21 protein-coding genes are annotated in these 15,288 nt (G+C 66.8%); 16 read left to right on the top strand and 5 right to left on the bottom strand.

Going from position 1 to position 15,288, the window contains the following annotated elements; all coding sequences use genetic code 11:
• The first annotated feature begins 16 nt into the window (after window positions 1-16).
• The 14 genes from rplF to OWC43_RS06315 all read left to right on the top strand — a co-directional run bounded on the left by rplF (window position 17) and on the right by OWC43_RS06315 (window position 9,992).
• On the top strand, window positions 17-550 hold the full coding sequence (gene rplF / locus OWC43_RS06380) for a 50S ribosomal protein L6 (RefSeq protein ID WP_091947083.1): 534 nt from the start codon (window positions 17-19) through the stop codon (window positions 548-550).
• Between the two features lie 12 nt (window positions 551-562).
• A complete protein-coding gene (rplR, locus tag OWC43_RS06375; protein ID WP_017485522.1) occupies window positions 563-925 on the top strand; it encodes a 50S ribosomal protein L18 in 363 nt (120 codons plus the stop codon).
• 88 nt (window positions 926-1,013) lie between these two features.
• Window positions 1,014-1,592, top strand: a complete 579-nt coding sequence (gene rpsE / locus OWC43_RS06370) for a 30S ribosomal protein S5 (protein WP_137831203.1) — start codon at window positions 1,014-1,016, stop codon at window positions 1,590-1,592.
• A 12-nt stretch (window positions 1,593-1,604) separates the two neighbouring features.
• A complete protein-coding gene (gene rpmD, locus OWC43_RS06365; protein WP_137831202.1) occupies window positions 1,605-1,799 on the top strand; it encodes a 50S ribosomal protein L30 in 195 nt (64 codons plus the stop codon).
• A 13-nt stretch (window positions 1,800-1,812) separates the two neighbouring features.
• Window positions 1,813-2,322, top strand: coding sequence for a 50S ribosomal protein L15 (gene rplO / locus OWC43_RS06360; RefSeq protein WP_137831201.1), 510 nt, complete (start codon window positions 1,813-1,815; stop codon window positions 2,320-2,322).
• Between the two features lie 114 nt (window positions 2,323-2,436).
• Complete coding sequence (gene secY, locus OWC43_RS06355) at window positions 2,437-3,786, top strand: preprotein translocase subunit SecY (RefSeq protein ID WP_393956091.1); 1,350 nt, start codon at window positions 2,437-2,439, stop codon at window positions 3,784-3,786.
• 142 nt (window positions 3,787-3,928) lie between these two features.
• Window positions 3,929-4,531, top strand: coding sequence for an adenylate kinase (locus tag OWC43_RS06350; RefSeq protein ID WP_137831199.1), 603 nt, complete (start codon window positions 3,929-3,931; stop codon window positions 4,529-4,531).
• Between the two features lie 319 nt (window positions 4,532-4,850).
• Window positions 4,851-5,219 (top strand): 30S ribosomal protein S13, encoded by a 369-nt coding sequence (rpsM, locus tag OWC43_RS06345; protein ID WP_056247446.1) that lies wholly within the window; start codon window positions 4,851-4,853, stop codon window positions 5,217-5,219.
• Between the two features lie 172 nt (window positions 5,220-5,391).
• The gene (gene rpsK, locus OWC43_RS06340; protein ID WP_003597118.1) at window positions 5,392-5,781 is read left to right on the top strand and encodes a 30S ribosomal protein S11; all 390 of its coding nucleotides are present in this window, start codon (window positions 5,392-5,394) and stop codon (window positions 5,779-5,781) included.
• 32 nt (window positions 5,782-5,813) lie between these two features.
• Complete coding sequence (locus tag OWC43_RS06335) at window positions 5,814-6,695, top strand: MBL fold metallo-hydrolase (protein WP_393956090.1); 882 nt, start codon at window positions 5,814-5,816, stop codon at window positions 6,693-6,695.
• Window positions 6,696-6,770: 75 nt separating this feature from the next.
• The gene (locus OWC43_RS06330; RefSeq protein WP_171015565.1) at window positions 6,771-7,808 is read left to right on the top strand and encodes a DNA-directed RNA polymerase subunit alpha; all 1,038 of its coding nucleotides are present in this window, start codon (window positions 6,771-6,773) and stop codon (window positions 7,806-7,808) included.
• Between the two features lie 240 nt (window positions 7,809-8,048).
• Window positions 8,049-8,462, top strand: coding sequence for a 50S ribosomal protein L17 (rplQ, locus tag OWC43_RS06325; protein WP_137831196.1), 414 nt, complete (start codon window positions 8,049-8,051; stop codon window positions 8,460-8,462).
• 251 nt (window positions 8,463-8,713) lie between these two features.
• Window positions 8,714-9,190: a MarR family winged helix-turn-helix transcriptional regulator gene (locus OWC43_RS06320; protein WP_137831195.1), complete on the top strand. Its 477-nt coding sequence runs from the start codon at window positions 8,714-8,716 to the stop codon at window positions 9,188-9,190.
• A 340-nt stretch (window positions 9,191-9,530) separates the two neighbouring features.
• On the top strand, window positions 9,531-9,992 hold the full coding sequence (locus OWC43_RS06315) for an NUDIX hydrolase (RefSeq protein ID WP_137831194.1): 462 nt from the start codon (window positions 9,531-9,533) through the stop codon (window positions 9,990-9,992).
• A 60-nt stretch (window positions 9,993-10,052) separates the two neighbouring features.
• Here OWC43_RS06315 and OWC43_RS06310 read toward each other — a convergent pair whose 3' ends face one another.
• The 5 genes from OWC43_RS06310 to OWC43_RS06290 all read right to left on the bottom strand — a co-directional run bounded on the left by OWC43_RS06310 (window position 10,053) and on the right by OWC43_RS06290 (window position 13,095).
• A complete protein-coding gene (locus tag OWC43_RS06310) occupies window positions 10,053-11,003 on the bottom strand; it encodes an ABC transporter ATP-binding protein (RefSeq protein WP_393956088.1) in 951 nt (316 codons plus the stop codon).
• 19 nt (window positions 11,004-11,022) lie between these two features.
• The gene (locus OWC43_RS06305; RefSeq protein WP_137831192.1) at window positions 11,023-11,292 is read right to left on the bottom strand and encodes a hypothetical protein; all 270 of its coding nucleotides are present in this window, start codon (window positions 11,290-11,292) and stop codon (window positions 11,023-11,025) included.
• A gap of 162 nt (window positions 11,293-11,454) precedes the next feature.
• Window positions 11,455-11,682: a hypothetical protein gene (locus OWC43_RS06300; protein ID WP_393956087.1), complete on the bottom strand. Its 228-nt coding sequence runs from the start codon at window positions 11,680-11,682 to the stop codon at window positions 11,455-11,457.
• A gap of 279 nt (window positions 11,683-11,961) precedes the next feature.
• Window positions 11,962-12,525: a thermonuclease family protein gene (locus OWC43_RS06295; protein ID WP_393956085.1), complete on the bottom strand. Its 564-nt coding sequence runs from the start codon at window positions 12,523-12,525 to the stop codon at window positions 11,962-11,964.
• A 333-nt stretch (window positions 12,526-12,858) separates the two neighbouring features.
• Window positions 12,859-13,095 (bottom strand): hypothetical protein, encoded by a 237-nt coding sequence (locus tag OWC43_RS06290; RefSeq protein ID WP_393956083.1) that lies wholly within the window; start codon window positions 13,093-13,095, stop codon window positions 12,859-12,861.
• A 224-nt stretch (window positions 13,096-13,319) separates the two neighbouring features.
• On the opposite strand from OWC43_RS06290, the gene OWC43_RS06285 reads away from it, so the two are divergent.
• Window positions 13,320-13,694, top strand: a complete 375-nt coding sequence (locus tag OWC43_RS06285) for a hypothetical protein (protein ID WP_137831188.1) — start codon at window positions 13,320-13,322, stop codon at window positions 13,692-13,694.
• A gap of 278 nt (window positions 13,695-13,972) precedes the next feature.
• Window positions 13,973-15,217 (top strand): GGDEF domain-containing protein, encoded by a 1,245-nt coding sequence (locus tag OWC43_RS06280; RefSeq protein WP_393956082.1) that lies wholly within the window; start codon window positions 13,973-13,975, stop codon window positions 15,215-15,217.
• Window positions 15,218-15,288 lie beyond the last annotated feature (71 nt).

The raw sequence follows: 15,288 nt of genomic DNA, 5'->3' as shown, positions 1-15,288 counted from the left end.
TCCGGAGGACAGCGACATGTCTCGCGTAGGCAAGAAGCCCGTCCCCGTCCCCGCCGGCGTCACCGCCACGGTCACGGGTCAGACGGTCAAGATGAAGGGCTCCAAGGGCGAACTCCAGTTCGTCGTGCCGCCCCAGGTGAACGTCGAGTTCAAGGACGGCGCCGTCTCGGTGCAGCCCAAGGACCAGTCGAAGCAGGCGCGCTCCCTGTGGGGCACGTCGCGCGCCCAGGTGGCCAACCTCGTCGAGGGTGTCTCCAAGGGCTTCGAGAAGAAGCTGGAGATCACCGGCGTGGGTTACCGCGCGGCGATGGCCGGCAAGGCGCTCAAGCTGTCGCTCGGCTACAGCCACGACATCGAGTACGAGATCCCAGCCGGCATCACCATCGTGACGCCCAAGCCCACGGAGATCGTGGTGTCGGGCATCGATCGGCAGCGCGTCGGTCAGGTCGCGGCGGAGATTCGCGAGTATCGTGGCCCCGAGCCGTACAAGGGCAAGGGCGTCAAGTACGCTGGCGAGTTCATCTTCCGCAAGGAAGGCAAGAAGAAGTAAGGAGGGCGATTCATGTCGAACAAGAACGAAGCCCTCCTGCGCCGCAAGGCGCGGGTCCGTCGGGCTCTCAAGGCAACCGCCAATGGCCGCCCGCGGCTGTCGGTGTTCCGCTCATCCAAGCAGATCTACGTCCAGGTCATCGACGACGCCGCGGGCCGCACGCTCGCCGCCGCGTCGAGCCTCGACAAGGATCTCAAGGCCAGCCTCAAGACCGGTGCCGACAAGGCCGCCGCCGAGGCCGTGGGCAAGCTCGTCGCCGAGCGCGCCAAGGCTGCGGGTGTCACCAAGGTCGTCTTCGACCGCTCGGGCTACATCTTCCACGGCCGCGTGAAGGCTCTTGCCGACGCCGCCCGTGAGGGTGGCCTGGACTTCTGAGGACGCGTCTTCCCTCCCCTCGCGGGGAGGGGAGCATCGAGCGAGCGGGCCTTCGGGCTCGCGTCAGTGAGATCATAGGAACAACAGAATGGCACGTGAACGCGAGGGTCGTCGCCGCGACGACCGCGAGGAGCGCGACAGCGAGTTCGTGGACAAGCTCGTCCACATCAACCGCGTCGCCAAGGTGGTGAAGGGTGGCCGTCGCTTCGGCTTCGCGGCGCTCGTCGTCGTCGGTGACCAGAAGGGCCGCGTCGGCTTCGGCCACGGCAAGGCCCGTGAGGTGCCTGAGGCGATCCGTAAGGCGACCGAAGCCGCCAAGCGCGGGCTGATCCGCGTGTCGCTGCGCGAGGGCCGGACCCTGCACCACGACGTCAACGGTCGTCACGGCGCCGGCAAGGTGATTCTCCGCGCGGCTCCGCAGGGTACCGGCATCATCGCCGGCGGCCCGATGCGCGCCGTGTTCGAGACGCTCGGCATGCAGGACGTGGTGGCGAAGAGCCTTGGCTCGTCGAACCCCTACAACCTCGTGCGCGCCACCTTCGACGCGCTGAAGAACGAGGACAGCCCGCGCTCCGTCGCGGCCCGTCGTGGCCTCAAGGTCTCCGCCATCCAGTCGCGCCGCCGCGACGCGGATCCGGCCGACACCTCTGAAGCCGCCGTGGCGTAAGGGGAGGGCAGCATGGCTAATAAGACTGTCCGCGTCGAGCAGATCGGTTCGCCGATCCGCCGCGAGGCTTCCCAGCGTGCCACGCTGGTCGGCCTGAAGCTGAACAAGCTGCACCGCGTTTCCGAGCTGGAGGACACTCCGGCCGTGCGCGGCATGATCCGCAAGGTCGCGCATCTCGTGCGCGTCCTCGACGACGCCGCGGCGTGAGGAGGGCTTAACCATGAAGCTCAACGAGATCCGCGACAATGAAGGGGCTGTGAAGTCCCGCATGCGCGTCGGCCGGGGCATCGGCTCCGGCAAGGGCAAGACCGCGGGCCGCGGCGTGAAGGGTCAGAAGGCCCGCACCGGCGTGTCCATCAAGGGCTTCGAGGGCGGTCAGATGCCGCTCCACCGGCGCCTGCCGAAGCGCGGCTTCAACAACATCCACGCCCACGACCTGAACGAGGTGAATCTCGGTCGCGTCCAGCAGGCGGTAGATGCCGGCAAGCTCGACGCCAACGCCACCGTGACGGTCGATGCCCTCGTCCAGGCCGGGATCATCTCCCGCGCCCGCGACGGCGTGAAGCTGCTCGGTGTCGGCGAACTGACCTCGAAGCTCAGCTTCGAAGTCACCCGCGCCTCCAAGTCGGCCGTCGAGGCCGTCGAGAAGGCCGGCGGTTCGGTCACGACCACCTTCGCTGCCGGCGTCGCCCATCGCGGCGCGGCTGAAGGCGCGGTTGCGTCCGCCTGAGCCGACCATTAAGTCGAACGCCGAAGCGGCGGCCCGTGCTCGCACGCGGCCGCCGCTTCCGCTTTCAGGGACCGTCCACGACGTCTCCCGACGGCAATTTCCGGGATCGATGACATGGCCTCAGCCGCCGAGCAGCTCGCCGCCAACCTGAATTTCGGCGCCATCGCCAAGGCCGACGAACTCAAGAAGCGCATCTGGTTCACCCTGGGTGCGCTGATTGTGTTCCGCCTCGGCACCTACATTCCGATCCCCGGCATCGATCCGGAGCAGTTCGCCCGGAACTTCCAGAACCAGGCCGGCGGCGTGCTGGGCATGTTCAACATGTTCTCGGGCGGCGCGGTCGAGCGCATGGCGGTCTTCGCGCTCAACATCATGCCCTACATTTCGGCCTCGATCATCGTGCAGCTCCTCACCTCCGTGGTGCCAAGCCTCGAAGCCTTGAAGAAGGAGGGCGAGTCCGGCCGTAAGGTCATCAACCAGTACACCCGCTACCTCACCGTGGTGCTGGCGCTGGTGCAGTCCTGGGGTATCGCCTTCGGCCTCCAGGGGTCCAACGCGGTCATCAATCCGGGCCCGTTCTTCATCCTGTCGACCGTCGTCACCCTGACCGGCGGCACGCTGTTCCTGATGTGGATCGGTGAGCAGATCACCGCCCGCGGGATCGGCAACGGCTCTTCGCTCATCATCTTCGCCGGTATCGTCGCCCACCTGCCGGCCTCGATCTTCGGCGCCCTGGAGCTGACCCGCACCGGCGCGCTCTCGCCCGCTATCCTGCTCGGCGCCGGCTTCGCCGCCGTCGGCCTCGTCTACTTCATCGTGTTCATGGAGCGTGCTCAGCGTCGGCTCCTGATCAACTACCCGAAGCGCCAGGTCGGCAACCGCATGTACGAGGGCCAGACCTCGTTCCTGCCGCTCAAGCTCAACACGTCGGGTGTCATTCCGCCGATCTTCGCGTCCTCGCTGCTGCTGCTGCCGACCACGATCGCCAGCTTCTCGGCCAATCAGGGTTCGACCGGCATTCTCGGCACGCTGACGGCCTATCTCGGCCATGGCCGGCCGCTCTACATGGTCGCCTATGCGGCGATGATCATCTTCTTCACGTTCTTCTACACGGCCGTCGTCTTCAACCCGCAGGAGACGGCCGACAACCTGAAGAAGCAGGGCGGCTTCCTTCCCGGCATCCGCCCCGGTGAGCGCACCGCGGCCTTCATCGACAAGGTGCTGACCCGCATCACGGTGATCGGTGCGGCCTACCTCACCTTCGTCTGTCTCGTGCCGGAGATCGTCGCCTCCTACACCTCGGCTGCCCTCGGCTTCGGCGGCACGTCGCTGCTGATTGTCGTGTCGGTCACGATGGACACCGTGGCGCAGATCCACGGGCATCTGATGGCGCATCAGTACGAGGGCATCGTGAAGAAGGCGAAGCTGCGCGGCGCCTCCGTCGGCGGTGCACGGCGTCGCTGAATTGTCATTCTCCGCCAAAGGTTCGGTGGACGGGCCTTCGGAATTCTCGCATCAACGTCGTTGCGACAGAGGCGCCCGTTTGAGGGGGCGCCAACCAGTGAAGAACGAGCCCGGCGCCGGGCCCTGATGACGAGGAGACGCCATGCGGATCATCCTGCTCGGACCGCCGGGAGCGGGAAAGGGCACCCAGTCCGAGCGTATTGTGGAGCGCTACGGCATTCCGCAACTCTCGACGGGTGACATGCTGCGCGCGGCCGTCGCCGCCGGTACGCCGGTGGGCCTCGAGGCCAAGTCGATCATGGAAAGCGGCGGCCTCGTGCCGGACGCGGTGGTGGTCGGCATCGTCGCCGATCGCGTCGAGGAGGCGGACGCCAAGAGCGGCTTCATCCTCGACGGCTTCCCGCGTACGGTCGAACAGGCCAAGGCGCTCGATCGGATGCTCGCCGAGAAGGGCATTGCGCTCGACGCGGTGGTCGAGTTCGTCGTCGACGAGAATGCCCTCGTCGGCCGTATCGCCAAGCGCGCCGAGGAGACCGCAGCCCGCGGTCAGCCGGTGCGCAAGGACGACACGCCGGAGGTCTTCAAGACCCGTCTCGACGCTTACAAGACGCAGACCGCCCCGCTCTCCGACTATTATGCCGGCACCGGACTGTTGCGGAAGATCGACGGCATGCAGCCGATCGATCACGTGACGGGCGAGGTCGTGACCCTGCTCAACGGCTTCCGCGAGAAGGCCGTCTCTTGAATCCGAAGCTCTCCGCCGCCTTCCGGGGCTCGCGCCAGGCGAGAGCCCGGAACATGGCGGTGGGGTCGTCGGTTGATGGGCGAACACGCGATCGCTCGAAGCCGGCCGATAAGATCGTATAGAGATCGTTGACAAGGGGGTCCGCCTGCGCTAGGCGGGCCCCCTTCGTCCAAACGGGATGTGGTCCGAAAGCGCCTCGACGAGGACGCTCGCGGACCGATTTGTCGTTTCGGGCGGATGCGCAGGGGCCGGCCTCCACCGGACGCGCATCGTCATCGTGTGACGGCGGAAATCGGTTCCGCCACATGGAGAGAACATCTTGGCCCGTATCGCAGGCGTCAACATCCCGACCGCCAAGCGCGTCGTCATCGCGCTTCAGTACATCCACGGCATCGGCCCGAAGAAGGCCGAGGAGATCACCGAGAAGGTCGGTATCCCCGCCGAGCGCCGCGTGAATCAGCTCACCGACGCCGAGGTGCTCCAGATCCGCGAGACCATCGACCGGGATTACATGGTCGAAGGCGATCTGCGCCGCGACGTGTCGATGAACATCAAGCGCCTGATGGATCTCGGTTGCTACCGCGGTCTCCGTCACCGCAAGCAGCTCCCGGTTCGCGGCCAGCGCACCCATACCAACGCCCGCACCCGTAAGGGCAAGGCGAAGCCGATCGCCGGCAAGAAGAAGTAATTTTTCGCGATTGGAAGGCCGTGCTTCGCTCGGCCTTCCTTCCGTCGCGCCGAGTGCTCCTCGACGCCGCCGGTTGAATGGGACGCTCCTGCACGGCAGCGGCGCCCAACTCCGAAAAAGAATCCCGAGCGCCTGGTGTTACGGGCGTGATTGAAGGACCAGCGAGAAGAAGATGGCTAAGGAACCGACCCGCGTCCGCCGGCGCGAACGCAAGAACATCGTCTCGGGCGTGGCGCACGTGGCCGCCTCGTTCAACAACACGATGATCACCATCACCGACGCCCAGGGCAACACGATCTCGTGGTCGTCCGCCGGCGCCATGGGCTTCAAGGGCTCGCGCAAGTCGACCCCGTACGCCGCCCAAGTCGCGGCCGAGGACGCTGCCCGTAAGGCTTCCGAGCACGGCATGCGCACCCTCGAGGTCGAGGTCTCCGGTCCCGGTTCGGGCCGCGAATCGGCTCTGCGCGCGCTCCAGGCGGCGGGCTTCACCGTCACCTCGATCCGTGACGTGACCTCGATCCCGCATAACGGCTGCCGCCCGCGCAAGCGTCGTCGCGTCTGATCGTTCAGAGACACGGCCGAACGGAGAAGCCTATGGCGGACGGATCGAACAAGCCCTTACCCGGCGTGCTGCGGTGGAATGTCGGCGACCTCACGGTCACGGCGCTCAACGACGGCTGGTTTCAGGGCTCGCTCGATCTCGTCACCGGCATTCCGAAGGAGGAGGCGGGCGCGCTTCAGCGGGCCGGCTTCCGCCCGGAGGCTCCGATCGTGACGCTCAACGCGTTCCTGATCACCGGCGCCGGCCGCAAGCCGGTGCTGATCGATTCGGGCTACGGCCATTTCGGGCCCGAGACGATGGGCCGTGTGCCTGCTGCCCTGGCGTTGGCGGGCGTCAGCCCCGACGAGATCGAGACGGTGCTGCTGACCCATCTCCATCCCGACCATGCGGGCGGGCTGGTGAAGCAGGACGGTTCGGCAGCCTACGCCAACGCGGAACTCGTGGTGCATGCCGACGAGGCTGCCCACTGGCTGCCCGACGAGGCGCTCTCCCGCGCTCCCGACGCGGCGAAGCCGTATTTCGAGAACGCCCGCAAGGCCGTTGCACCCTATGCGTCGCGGTTGCGCAAGCATGAAGGCGGCGAGCTGGTGCCCGGCATCACCCCCGTCCCGCTCCCGGGGCACACGCCGGGTCATTGCGGCATGCGGATCGTGTCTGGGGACAAATCGCTCTTCATGTGGACCGATGTGGTGCACATGCCCGCGATCCAGTTCAAGCAACCCGAGGCTGGCGTCGCCTTCGATGTCGACGGGGAGCAGGCGCGGGCGACCCGCAAGCGCGTCTTCGACGAGGTCGCCACCGAGAAGAGCCTGATCGCGGGCTCGCATCTCGAATTCCCGGCGCTCGGGCACGTTGCCCGCGACGGCGCGGGCTACAGCTTCGTCCCCGTTCTCTGGGTCGGCGGCGAGGCGTGATTTTAGGGACCGGCCGGGCGCCCGAGGGGCGCGCCCGGCCGGCCGAAGCGCTTCCGGGACGCCGGCAGCGCGGGTTTGGCAAGAGGTAGGACCGTGGTCATTCAGAAGAACTGGCAAGAGCTGATCAAGCCGAACAAGCTCCAGGTTTCGGCCGGCGACGATCCCAAGCGGGTCGCCACCGTGGTGGCCGAGCCGCTGGAGCGGGGCTTCGGCACGACGCTCGGCAACTCGCTTCGCCGCGTGCTGCTCTCCTCGCTCCAGGGCGCTGCGGTCACCTCCGTCCAGATCGACGGCGTGCTCCACGAATTCTCCTCGATCCCGGGCGTGCGCGAGGACGTGACCGACATCGTCCTCAACATCAAGACGATCGCGCTGCGTTCGCAGACCGACACCCCGAAGCGCATGACGCTGCGCAAGACCGGCCCCGGCCTCGTCACGGCCGGCGACATTGCCGTGACCGGCGACGTGCAGGTCCTGAATCCCGACCTCGTCATCTGCACGCTGGATGACGGCGCCGAGATCCGCATGGAATTCACCGTCGCCACCGGCAAAGGCTACGTGCCGGCCGAGCGCAACCGTCCCGAGGATGCGCCGATCGGACTCATCCCGGTCGATGCGCTCTACTCGCCGGTGACCAAGGTCAGCTACCGCGTCGAGACCACCCGCGAGGGCCAGGATCTCGACAAGGACAAGCTGACCATGACGGTCGAGACCAACGGCGCGATCTCGCCGGAGGATGCCCTGGCTTACGCCGCGCGCATCATCCAGGACCAGCTCCAGGTGTTCGTGAACTTCGAGGAGCCCCGCAAGGAAGAGGCCGCGCCGCTCGCGCCGCAGCTGCCCTTCAACCCGGCGCTGCTCAAGAAGGTCGACGAGCTCGAGCTGTCGGTCCGTTCGGCGAACTGCCTGAAGAACGACAACATCGTCTATATCGGCGACCTCATCCAGAAGTCGGAGGGCGAGATGCTGCGCACCCCGAACTTCGGCCGCAAGTCGCTCAACGAGATCAAGGAAGTGCTCGCCGGCATGGGCCTGCATCTCGGCATGGACGTTCCCGGCTGGCCGCCGGAGAACATCGAGGATCTCGCCAAGCGCTTCGAGGAGCATTACTGAGCCGCGCGTCTCACGCTCCGACCTCATCCTGAGGTGCCGGAGCGAAGCGGAGGCCTCGAAGGAGGTCTCCCGCGCGCAGCGATCCCCGGAGCCCTCCTTCGAGGCCGCTTGTGCGGCATCTCAGGATGAGGGCTTTGGGGTTGGAATCCCGCCGCGGGGTCAAGCGGATTTCGAGAACAGCCCTGCGGGGCACATGGTCGTTCCGTGGCACGGCGATCGTGACTGAGAAGGAAAGCCAACATGCGTCACGCTTACCGCGGTCGTCGCTTCAACCGCACTGCCGAGCATCGTAAGGCGATGTTCGCCAACATGTCCGCCGCGCTCATCAAGCACGAGCAGATCGTCACCACCCTGCCGAAGGCGAAGGATCTGCGTCCGGTCGTCGAGAAGCTGATCTCCCTCGGCCGCACCGACAGCGTCCATGCCCGCCGCCTCGCCATGGCGCAGATCCGCGACGCCGACATGGTCAAGAAGCTCTTCACGGTGCTCGGCCCGCGCTACCAGTCGCGGCCGGGAGGCTATTGCCGCATCATGAAGGCGGGCTTCCGCTACGGCGACAACGCTCCGCTCGCCGTCATCGAGTTCGTGGACCGCGACGTCGATGCGCGCGGCAAGGATTCCGGCCCGACTCAGGTCGAGGCAGACGCCGCCTGATCGGGCGATCGACAGTCCAGCGATGCGAGAGGCGGCCGAGAGGCCGCCTTTTTGCATATGGACCGTCGATGTCGGATGCTACGGCTGACAGCCGGATGAAAGTCCGGGGGAAAAGCGGCACTGGGACAATTGTGCAGGTACCCCCTGGTCTTTCATCCGTTATCGTATTCTCTGTGTAATTTGGGCTGGTCCGCCGCCGCGGCGACAGGCGCCCCGGTTACGCAGCCGGCTGAAAGGCCTTGGCGAACGGCATGGTGTGCGTCGTGAATGCTCCCGATGAGACTGCGAGGGTGCTCAAGGACCCTTTGCTCCTCGACAATCAGCTCTGCTACGCGCTGTACGCTGCCGCCCACCGGATGACGAAATCCTACCGGCCGATGCTGGAGCGGATGGGCCTGACCTACCCGCAATACCTCGTGCTGCTGGTGTTGTGGGAGAGCGACGGCATCACCGTCTCCGAGATCGGCCGACGCCTCCGCCTCGATTCCGGGACTTTGACGCCGGTTCTGAAGCGCTTGGAGAGCAGTGGTTTCCTCAGCCGGAGCCGACGCCAATCGGATGAGCGCGAGGTCGAGATCTCGTTGACCGAGGAGGGCCGTGCCCTTCGCGCCGAGGCGGTGGCGGTGCGCCAGTCCGTCATGTGTCAGCTCAACATGTCGGAGCCGGAAATTCAGGCCATGCGCGCCGATCTCAATGCGCTGATCGAGAACCTCAGCACCGGCGCTTGAGAGCGTAGCGAAGGGCGCATCGTCGTCTCGGCTTTGGGGGGAAGCGGCGCTTCTTGTTTGTGGGCTCCCCGCAGACCGTGCTGACCGACCCGGTGACGCGTCTGCGGCGAATGTGGTCCTAATGGTTTGCCGGATCATTTTCTCTTGAGCCCCTTCCCTCGGTTCCGTTAGGGGATGCGCGTCACCATTCGCTGCAGCGCGGTACAGGGTTCGGGGGCAACGTCGTGCCGACCTGTCATCAGGGCGTCAAACGCCTCGGTGCTTCTCTCCACCTCATGGGGAAAGTCACGAGGGAAGGAACGGCGTGCGAACCGCATCGGCCGCGGGACGTTTCACGACCATGACGGCCGGCCCGATTGAGAGCAGCCGCGAAGCGCGGCCCCAGGTCGGCGTCCTGCCGATGCGCCGGACCCCTGAGGGCGGAACCGAAATCCTGCTCGTGACCTCGCGGGAGACCCGTCGCTGGATCATTCCCAAGGGCTGGCCAATGAAGGGCCGCAAGCCGTTCGAGGCGGCCGCCCGTGAAGCCTACGAAGAGGCCGGCATCGTCGGCCATGTCGGAAAGCGGCCGATCGGCTTCTATCTCTACGAAAAACGTCTCAAGAACCGCGACGCGGTCCTGTGCCAAGTCACTGTCTTTCCCTTGGACGTTCGAAAGCAGCTGAAGAAATTTCCCGAGCGCGGTCAGCGCGAGGCCCGCTGGTTCTCTCCATCCGATGCTGCGGAGGCGGTGATCGAGGCGGGTCTTGCTGGTCTGATCCGGGCAGCGGCGAACCGCGATCCCAAGAAACGAAAAGGCTGAGGCCAAGCGCTCGGTCGCCGGCGCGACAGGGGCGGCCGGTTGTTCGGAGGTGAACCGAATTCACCCCCGGCTCTCCGGGCAATCCTTTGGCAATTGCGCCGCCTTGCGCACCGCGTCGAGGGTCACGCTTCCCGATCCGACGACGAGCCGCGTCGCGCCTGTCGCCAGCATCCGGTCGAGTGCCTCCCGCACGCTGGCCTCCGGCGCGATGGCCGGATGGGAAGGAGCGGTGGTCTGCGCATCGGCGATGTCACGCACCCGCAAGCGCTCCAGTCGCCGCAACGCCCGGGTTCCGCCGAGGAAATTCTCGACGAAGTCGTCGGCGGGAGCGGCGAGCAACTGCTCGGGCGTGTCCGCCTGAACCAGCTGGCCATCGCGCATCAGTGCGACCCGATCGCCCATCCGCATCGCCTCGCCGATATCGTGGGTCACGAGGATGACGGTCTTGCGCAGATTCCGGAGAATGGCCCCGATCTCGTTCTGCAAGCGGTCGCGGGCGACGGGATCGACGGCGCCGAACGGCTCGTCCATCAGCAGGATCGGGGGATCGGCGGCGAGCGCCCGAGCCACGCCCACGCGCTGGCGTTGACCCCCGGACAATTCGGACGGCCGTCGGTCGCGGTTGAGGGCAGGATCGAGGCCGACGAGGTCGAGCATCGCGTCCACCCGCTCGAGGATCCGCGCCCGCTTCCAGCCGAGCAGAGCCGGCACGGCGGCGACGTTTCGGCCGACGCTTCGATGGGGAAACAGCCCCACGCCCTGAAGCACGTAGCCGATGCCGCGGCGGAGGGTGACGGGATCGATCCCCGCGACGTCGCGGCCCCTGACCAGCACCCGCCCGGCATCCGGCTCCACGAGACGGTTGACCATCCGCAGCGTCGTCGATTTGCCGCAACCGGAAGGCCCGATGAGCGCGCAGGTCGTGCCCGCCTCGACCGTGAGGTCGAGCGACGCAACGGCCGCAGAAGCCGCTCCGGGGTAACGCTTCACGACGCCTTCGAACCGGATCACCTTCCCGGCTCCGCCCTGTTCAGCAGCCTTTGCAGATCGAGCCCATCGTCCGGTTCATCTTGGCGTCCCACGCCTTGTCGCGCTCGCGCGCGGCGCGCTGCGCCTTCAGCATCTGCTCCTGCGAGGTGGACGACAGCTGGCCCGGGGCGGGCGGCTTGGTTTGCCCGGTGGCCGTGACGCTGCGGCCGGTCGCCGTGAGCCGAGCGTCGGCGGTGCCCTGCGCTTCGGCGGCACCGGCCGCGCTGAAGACGGAGAGCAGAAGAACGGCGGCAACGGTCGGACTACGCATCGTGGTCATGACTCCCAGAGTCCCGCGCCGCCGGGGCGATCTCGACGAACGCAATCGCCGAGGCACCGGTCAGGCCGGGCACATTCCCCCCGCGCGAGTCTAGGTGGCACCGCTCCGGCCCGGCGGCAAGGCATGCTCGGAGCCGCTCCACCGGGACCGCGGTCAGTTTCCGCCGAAGACGATGCTGTCGCGTCCGAGAGCGGGATCGTCGTTGCGGTGGACGTGCAGGGTCAGGGTCTCGTCGGCGCGGTCGCCGATCTCGTCGATCCAGACCAGCCAGGATGCGGGGAGCGCTGTATCGCGATCCACGTCGAGATTCACACCGAGTTCGTGGCCGAGCTTGTGCAAAACCAGCCGTGAGCGGAAGCCGAGAGCCTGTTCGATCGACATGGATGAACCTCGCGCGTCTTCGGGGGACGGTCTCTCCTCGTCCGACGGCTCTGACCGGGTTGCATCACTCCGCTTCCGCCTCTGCGCGTCGGATTGATCCATCTCGCCGACCGGTGATGGCCGATCGGCGGCAGAAGCGGCCAGCCGCGCAACCCGTGGCGAAGCCATCGATCACATTAAGATCGACCGATCGATGCCGAAGTCCAGTCGAGAGGGTATGAAGGCGCCCGGCTGGGCGTGGCGGGCGCTCCGCTCAGCTTTCCAGCGTCACCAACGGATTCACCGAGCGTCGAGCTTGTCGATATCGGCGGCGGCGTTGGCGACCGCATTGGCGCGGTTATAGGCGGTCCGTGGGCGATTGGTCGGATCCTCGAAGGAACCTGCCCAGAGGCCCAGCCGCTTGCCCCAGGCCAGTGTCTCGGCACCGACATAGGCCGCCTGACCGGTGCGGCGGTCCGCCATGGCGAGGCCTTTCTCGGCCAGCCACGCACTGAGATCTTCCTTGTCCCGCAGGCAGACCGAGATGGCACGGCCGTAACTGTCGGTCTCGCGGGTGCGGCAGGTCACGGTCGCGTCCCGCAGGTGGGCGGCGAGTGCCTTGGCCGCCACGGTTCCGCAGGCATAGGATTGCGCCTTGGCATTGAGGCAGGATTGCTTGAGGCCCGGCGCGACCACGCCGTAGAGACCGACCACTTGCCCGCCGACGATCAGCGTGTCGCCGTTGAGTACACGGACCTTGCCGCTGACGCTGTCGCCGGCCCAGGCACCACCCAGGGCCGCCATCGTCGAGAAAAAGGCCGCAGCGATGACGGCAGCGGGCCCGATCGATCCTGTCTTCCGCATTCCATGACCTCAGCGCACGCCCGGCCTCACGGCCGGACCTATGCGAGTCTTATGCCCATTCTGTGGCTGGCTCGGCAGCCGCCCGTACCGGTGGCGCCGGTGACCGGACGGGCATTGCTCTCGAATTATCTTTTGATCGGTTTTCTCTCTACGAACCAGTCACCAGTTCGATAAAATGCCACCGACCGCCGCTTCTCCGGCTTGATCGCAGCATCGTCCCAGCCGTGGAAGACCGCGTTCGCGCGCGCCTGCACGGGATGCAACAGCGCGGATCGACCCATCTGCAGGCTGACGCGTCGCGCTTCCGCCGCTCCGTAAGATTTGGCCGTCGTGTCAGCCGTTGACCACGGCGCGGGGGCGTTCGAAGGTCGTGGCGGCATCCGGGCGCGTCGGGGGAGCGATGAAGGGATCGGACGATGCATTCGCGCCTCCGGAGACCGCATCGATCGCACCCGGCCCGCGTCGCAGCGGAACGCTCATCCACCGCAGAATGCGTACATTGCCCCCGCGCTCGAAGTGGCGCGCCAAACGCCGCCGCGCCCAAGCCGGAAGACCGTCGATATCCGTCATGTCTGCTTCCGATACTGTGTTGGATCTGCGAAACACTGCCCGCGTTCGGCGCAGTTGAGTTGTTCCCAACTGTGAAAGCAATAAGGCGTGGGCGCGGACGGAACGTGGCTGTTTTCCGCTGACGCTGTCGGGTGACAGCTCCGGAAACATCCGCGACTCCAATCGTTGCCTGCCGGAAACGCGGTGCGAGACGGTCGATATGCCGCTCTCGAGGGGAGACGGGGATGGCGGCGAGCTTGGCGGATCTGATGCGCGGCGCGGCGGCCGAGGCACGGCGGCTCGCCGCGACCTTCCCCGGCGCGGTCGCGAAGGACGATCTGCCCTGGCGCGTGATCGCGGGCTTCGATGCGGACATCCGCGGCCATATCGAGCGCGACCGCCGGATCGAGGACGAGCGCGACCGCGTGCTGATGGCATCGGTCACCCTGGCCGAAGTCCCACCGGAAGCGGAGACGGAAGAGCGGGAGCGCGCGCGGCGGGGCCTCGTTCGGGCGGTGGATTATCTGGAGGAGGCGGTGCTGCGCTTCGGAATCCTCAACCGCGTCGCTGCCCAGCGCGGCTGCGGCGCAGCGGGCGATCCGGTGACCAGCAGTCGCTGACCCCGGCATCGGACGATAGCTTCCGGAGAGGGGGGCTGTTCGTCCGCTGCCCGCATTCGGCATGCACCGCCAGGACGCTCCGATCGGGATAGGGCGCGGTCGAGCGGTGGACGGCGCGCCTTTATCCTGTCGCTTTGTCACCGTCGGCAGGATTCGTTCGTTCACGCCGAAGTTGACTAAAATCCCGGCCCGATAAGTGCCGGGCACCTCTTTACCAGAGATCGAAAATGCTGGACTAGATCGACTGAAGCTGATCGGTCGACTGTCTCGCATTTGTCATGCACGCCTTGATCGAATCCGGTCTGCGCCGCCCCTGGTACCGTCTCTGTCTGCCATCCGCGCTGGAAGAGCAGTACCGGGTGGAGACGGACCGCCGCAGCGGCCGGTACGCCCAGTCCTGGCTGGCCGTCTTCGCCCTCTTCAACGTCCTGTCGCTCGCACTGGACTACGACGTCTTCGGCCCGGACGCGTTCCAAGTGCCGCTTGCCCTGACGATGGGCGTGTTCTGCCCCGTCGTGCTGATCGCCATTGTGTCACTGCGCGGGTCGCCGACCATGCTGCGGATGGCGGGAGCCATGCTGGCGACGGTGCTCGTCGATATCGCCATCGCCCTCAACAGCGCGCGGCTCGCCCCGCCGGAGCACGCCGCGTCCTACATTATCCTCGCGGCGATCGTGCCCCTCCTCGTCGGACTCATCTTGCCGTTGCCGTTCCGACATACCGTCGTCTACTGCGCCATGTCCTTCGCGCTCTATGCCGGGCTGATCCTCGCCTTCGATCTCGCCGGGCCCGGACAGGCCGGCTTGCCGCTCCTCGTCTCGGGACTGATCCTGGTGCCGCTCAAGCTCGGGTATTCGCGGGAATGGGAGGCGAAGACGGTGTTTCTTCTCGGCCTGCGGGAGAGGCTCCAGGCGGAAGCGTTGGCCCGCGCCAATGCGCAGCTGACCATCCTGTCGGAGACGGATTCCCTCACGCGCCTCCCGAACCGGCGCCATTTCTCAGAACGCCTCGATCGGATGTGGCAGGTGGCCGCCGACGAGGGCTTCTGGCTCGGTGTCATCTTCGTGGATATCGATCATTTCAAACCCTTCAACGACGCGGTCGGCCACCATGCCGGTGACGAATGCCTCGTCGCGGTGGCGGGTGTGCTCGGTTCGACGGTCGAGGCGAAGGGCGGGCTCATGGCACGCTACGGCGGCGAGGAGTTCGTCGCCTACCTGCCCGGGGTCGATCTCGGCGGGGCCATCGAGGCCGGAGAGGCGATCCGGGCTGCCGTGATGCAGATCGCGCTGCCCCATCCCGGCCTTCAGCAAGGGGCACAGGTCACCGTGAGCGTCGGCGTCACGTCGGCCCACGGCTCCTCCCGCGCCTCCGGGATGAAGGTCAAGGACCTCCTCCGCGCCGCGGATCTCGCGCTCTACGCGGCGAAGACCGAGGGCCGCAATCGCGTGGCCGCCCTCGGCACCGCGGCCAACAGCAACCGTGCGCCGGCCGACGGCTCCGTGGCGAGCGACGTTCCCTGACGGCACGCCCGCGAACCGTTCCTCCCGCACGTCTCACCCTAAACTCCGTGAACATCGCACCGTCATGCGGG

The sequence above is a fragment of the Methylorubrum sp. POS3 genome (assembly GCF_043352485.1).
GTDB classification, from domain to species: Bacteria; Pseudomonadota; Alphaproteobacteria; order Rhizobiales; family Beijerinckiaceae; genus Methylobacterium; species Methylobacterium suomiense.
Note: the sequence above shows the minus strand (reverse complement) of the source record. Positions and strands in the feature narration are given on the sequence as shown.

Bases quoted from the DNA above. Each gene is read 5' to 3' on its own strand.
- rplF (WP_091947083.1), top strand. From the start codon at position 17: ATGTCTCGCGTAGGCAAGAAGCCCGTCCCCGTCCCCGCCGGCGTCACC.
- rplR (WP_017485522.1), top strand. From the start codon at position 563: ATGTCGAACAAGAACGAAGCCCTCCTGCGCCGCAAGGCGCGGGTCCGT.
- rpsE (WP_137831203.1), top strand. From the start codon at position 1,014: ATGGCACGTGAACGCGAGGGTCGTCGCCGCGACGACCGCGAGGAGCGC.
- rpmD (WP_137831202.1), top strand. From the start codon at position 1,605: ATGGCTAATAAGACTGTCCGCGTCGAGCAGATCGGTTCGCCGATCCGC.
- rplO (WP_137831201.1), top strand. From the start codon at position 1,813: ATGAAGCTCAACGAGATCCGCGACAATGAAGGGGCTGTGAAGTCCCGC.
- secY (WP_393956091.1), top strand. From the start codon at position 2,437: ATGGCCTCAGCCGCCGAGCAGCTCGCCGCCAACCTGAATTTCGGCGCC.
- OWC43_RS06350 (WP_137831199.1), top strand. From the start codon at position 3,929: ATGCGGATCATCCTGCTCGGACCGCCGGGAGCGGGAAAGGGCACCCAG.
- rpsK (WP_003597118.1), top strand. From the start codon at position 5,392: ATGGCTAAGGAACCGACCCGCGTCCGCCGGCGCGAACGCAAGAACATC.
- OWC43_RS06335 (WP_393956090.1), top strand. From the start codon at position 5,814: ATGGCGGACGGATCGAACAAGCCCTTACCCGGCGTGCTGCGGTGGAAT.
- rplQ (WP_137831196.1), top strand. From the start codon at position 8,049: ATGCGTCACGCTTACCGCGGTCGTCGCTTCAACCGCACTGCCGAGCAT.
- OWC43_RS06320 (WP_137831195.1), top strand. From the start codon at position 8,714: ATGGTGTGCGTCGTGAATGCTCCCGATGAGACTGCGAGGGTGCTCAAG.
- OWC43_RS06315 (WP_137831194.1), top strand. From the start codon at position 9,531: ATGACGGCCGGCCCGATTGAGAGCAGCCGCGAAGCGCGGCCCCAGGTC.
- OWC43_RS06305 (WP_137831192.1), bottom strand. From the start codon at position 11,292: ATGCGTAGTCCGACCGTTGCCGCCGTTCTTCTGCTCTCCGTCTTCAGC.
- OWC43_RS06300 (WP_393956087.1), bottom strand. From the start codon at position 11,682: ATGTCGATCGAACAGGCTCTCGGCTTCCGCTCACGGCTGGTTTTGCAC.
- OWC43_RS06295 (WP_393956085.1), bottom strand. From the start codon at position 12,525: ATGCGGAAGACAGGATCGATCGGGCCCGCTGCCGTCATCGCTGCGGCC.
- OWC43_RS06290 (WP_393956083.1), bottom strand. From the start codon at position 13,095: ATGACGGATATCGACGGTCTTCCGGCTTGGGCGCGGCGGCGTTTGGCG.
- OWC43_RS06285 (WP_137831188.1), top strand. From the start codon at position 13,320: ATGGCGGCGAGCTTGGCGGATCTGATGCGCGGCGCGGCGGCCGAGGCA.
- OWC43_RS06280 (WP_393956082.1), top strand. From the start codon at position 13,973: ATGCACGCCTTGATCGAATCCGGTCTGCGCCGCCCCTGGTACCGTCTC.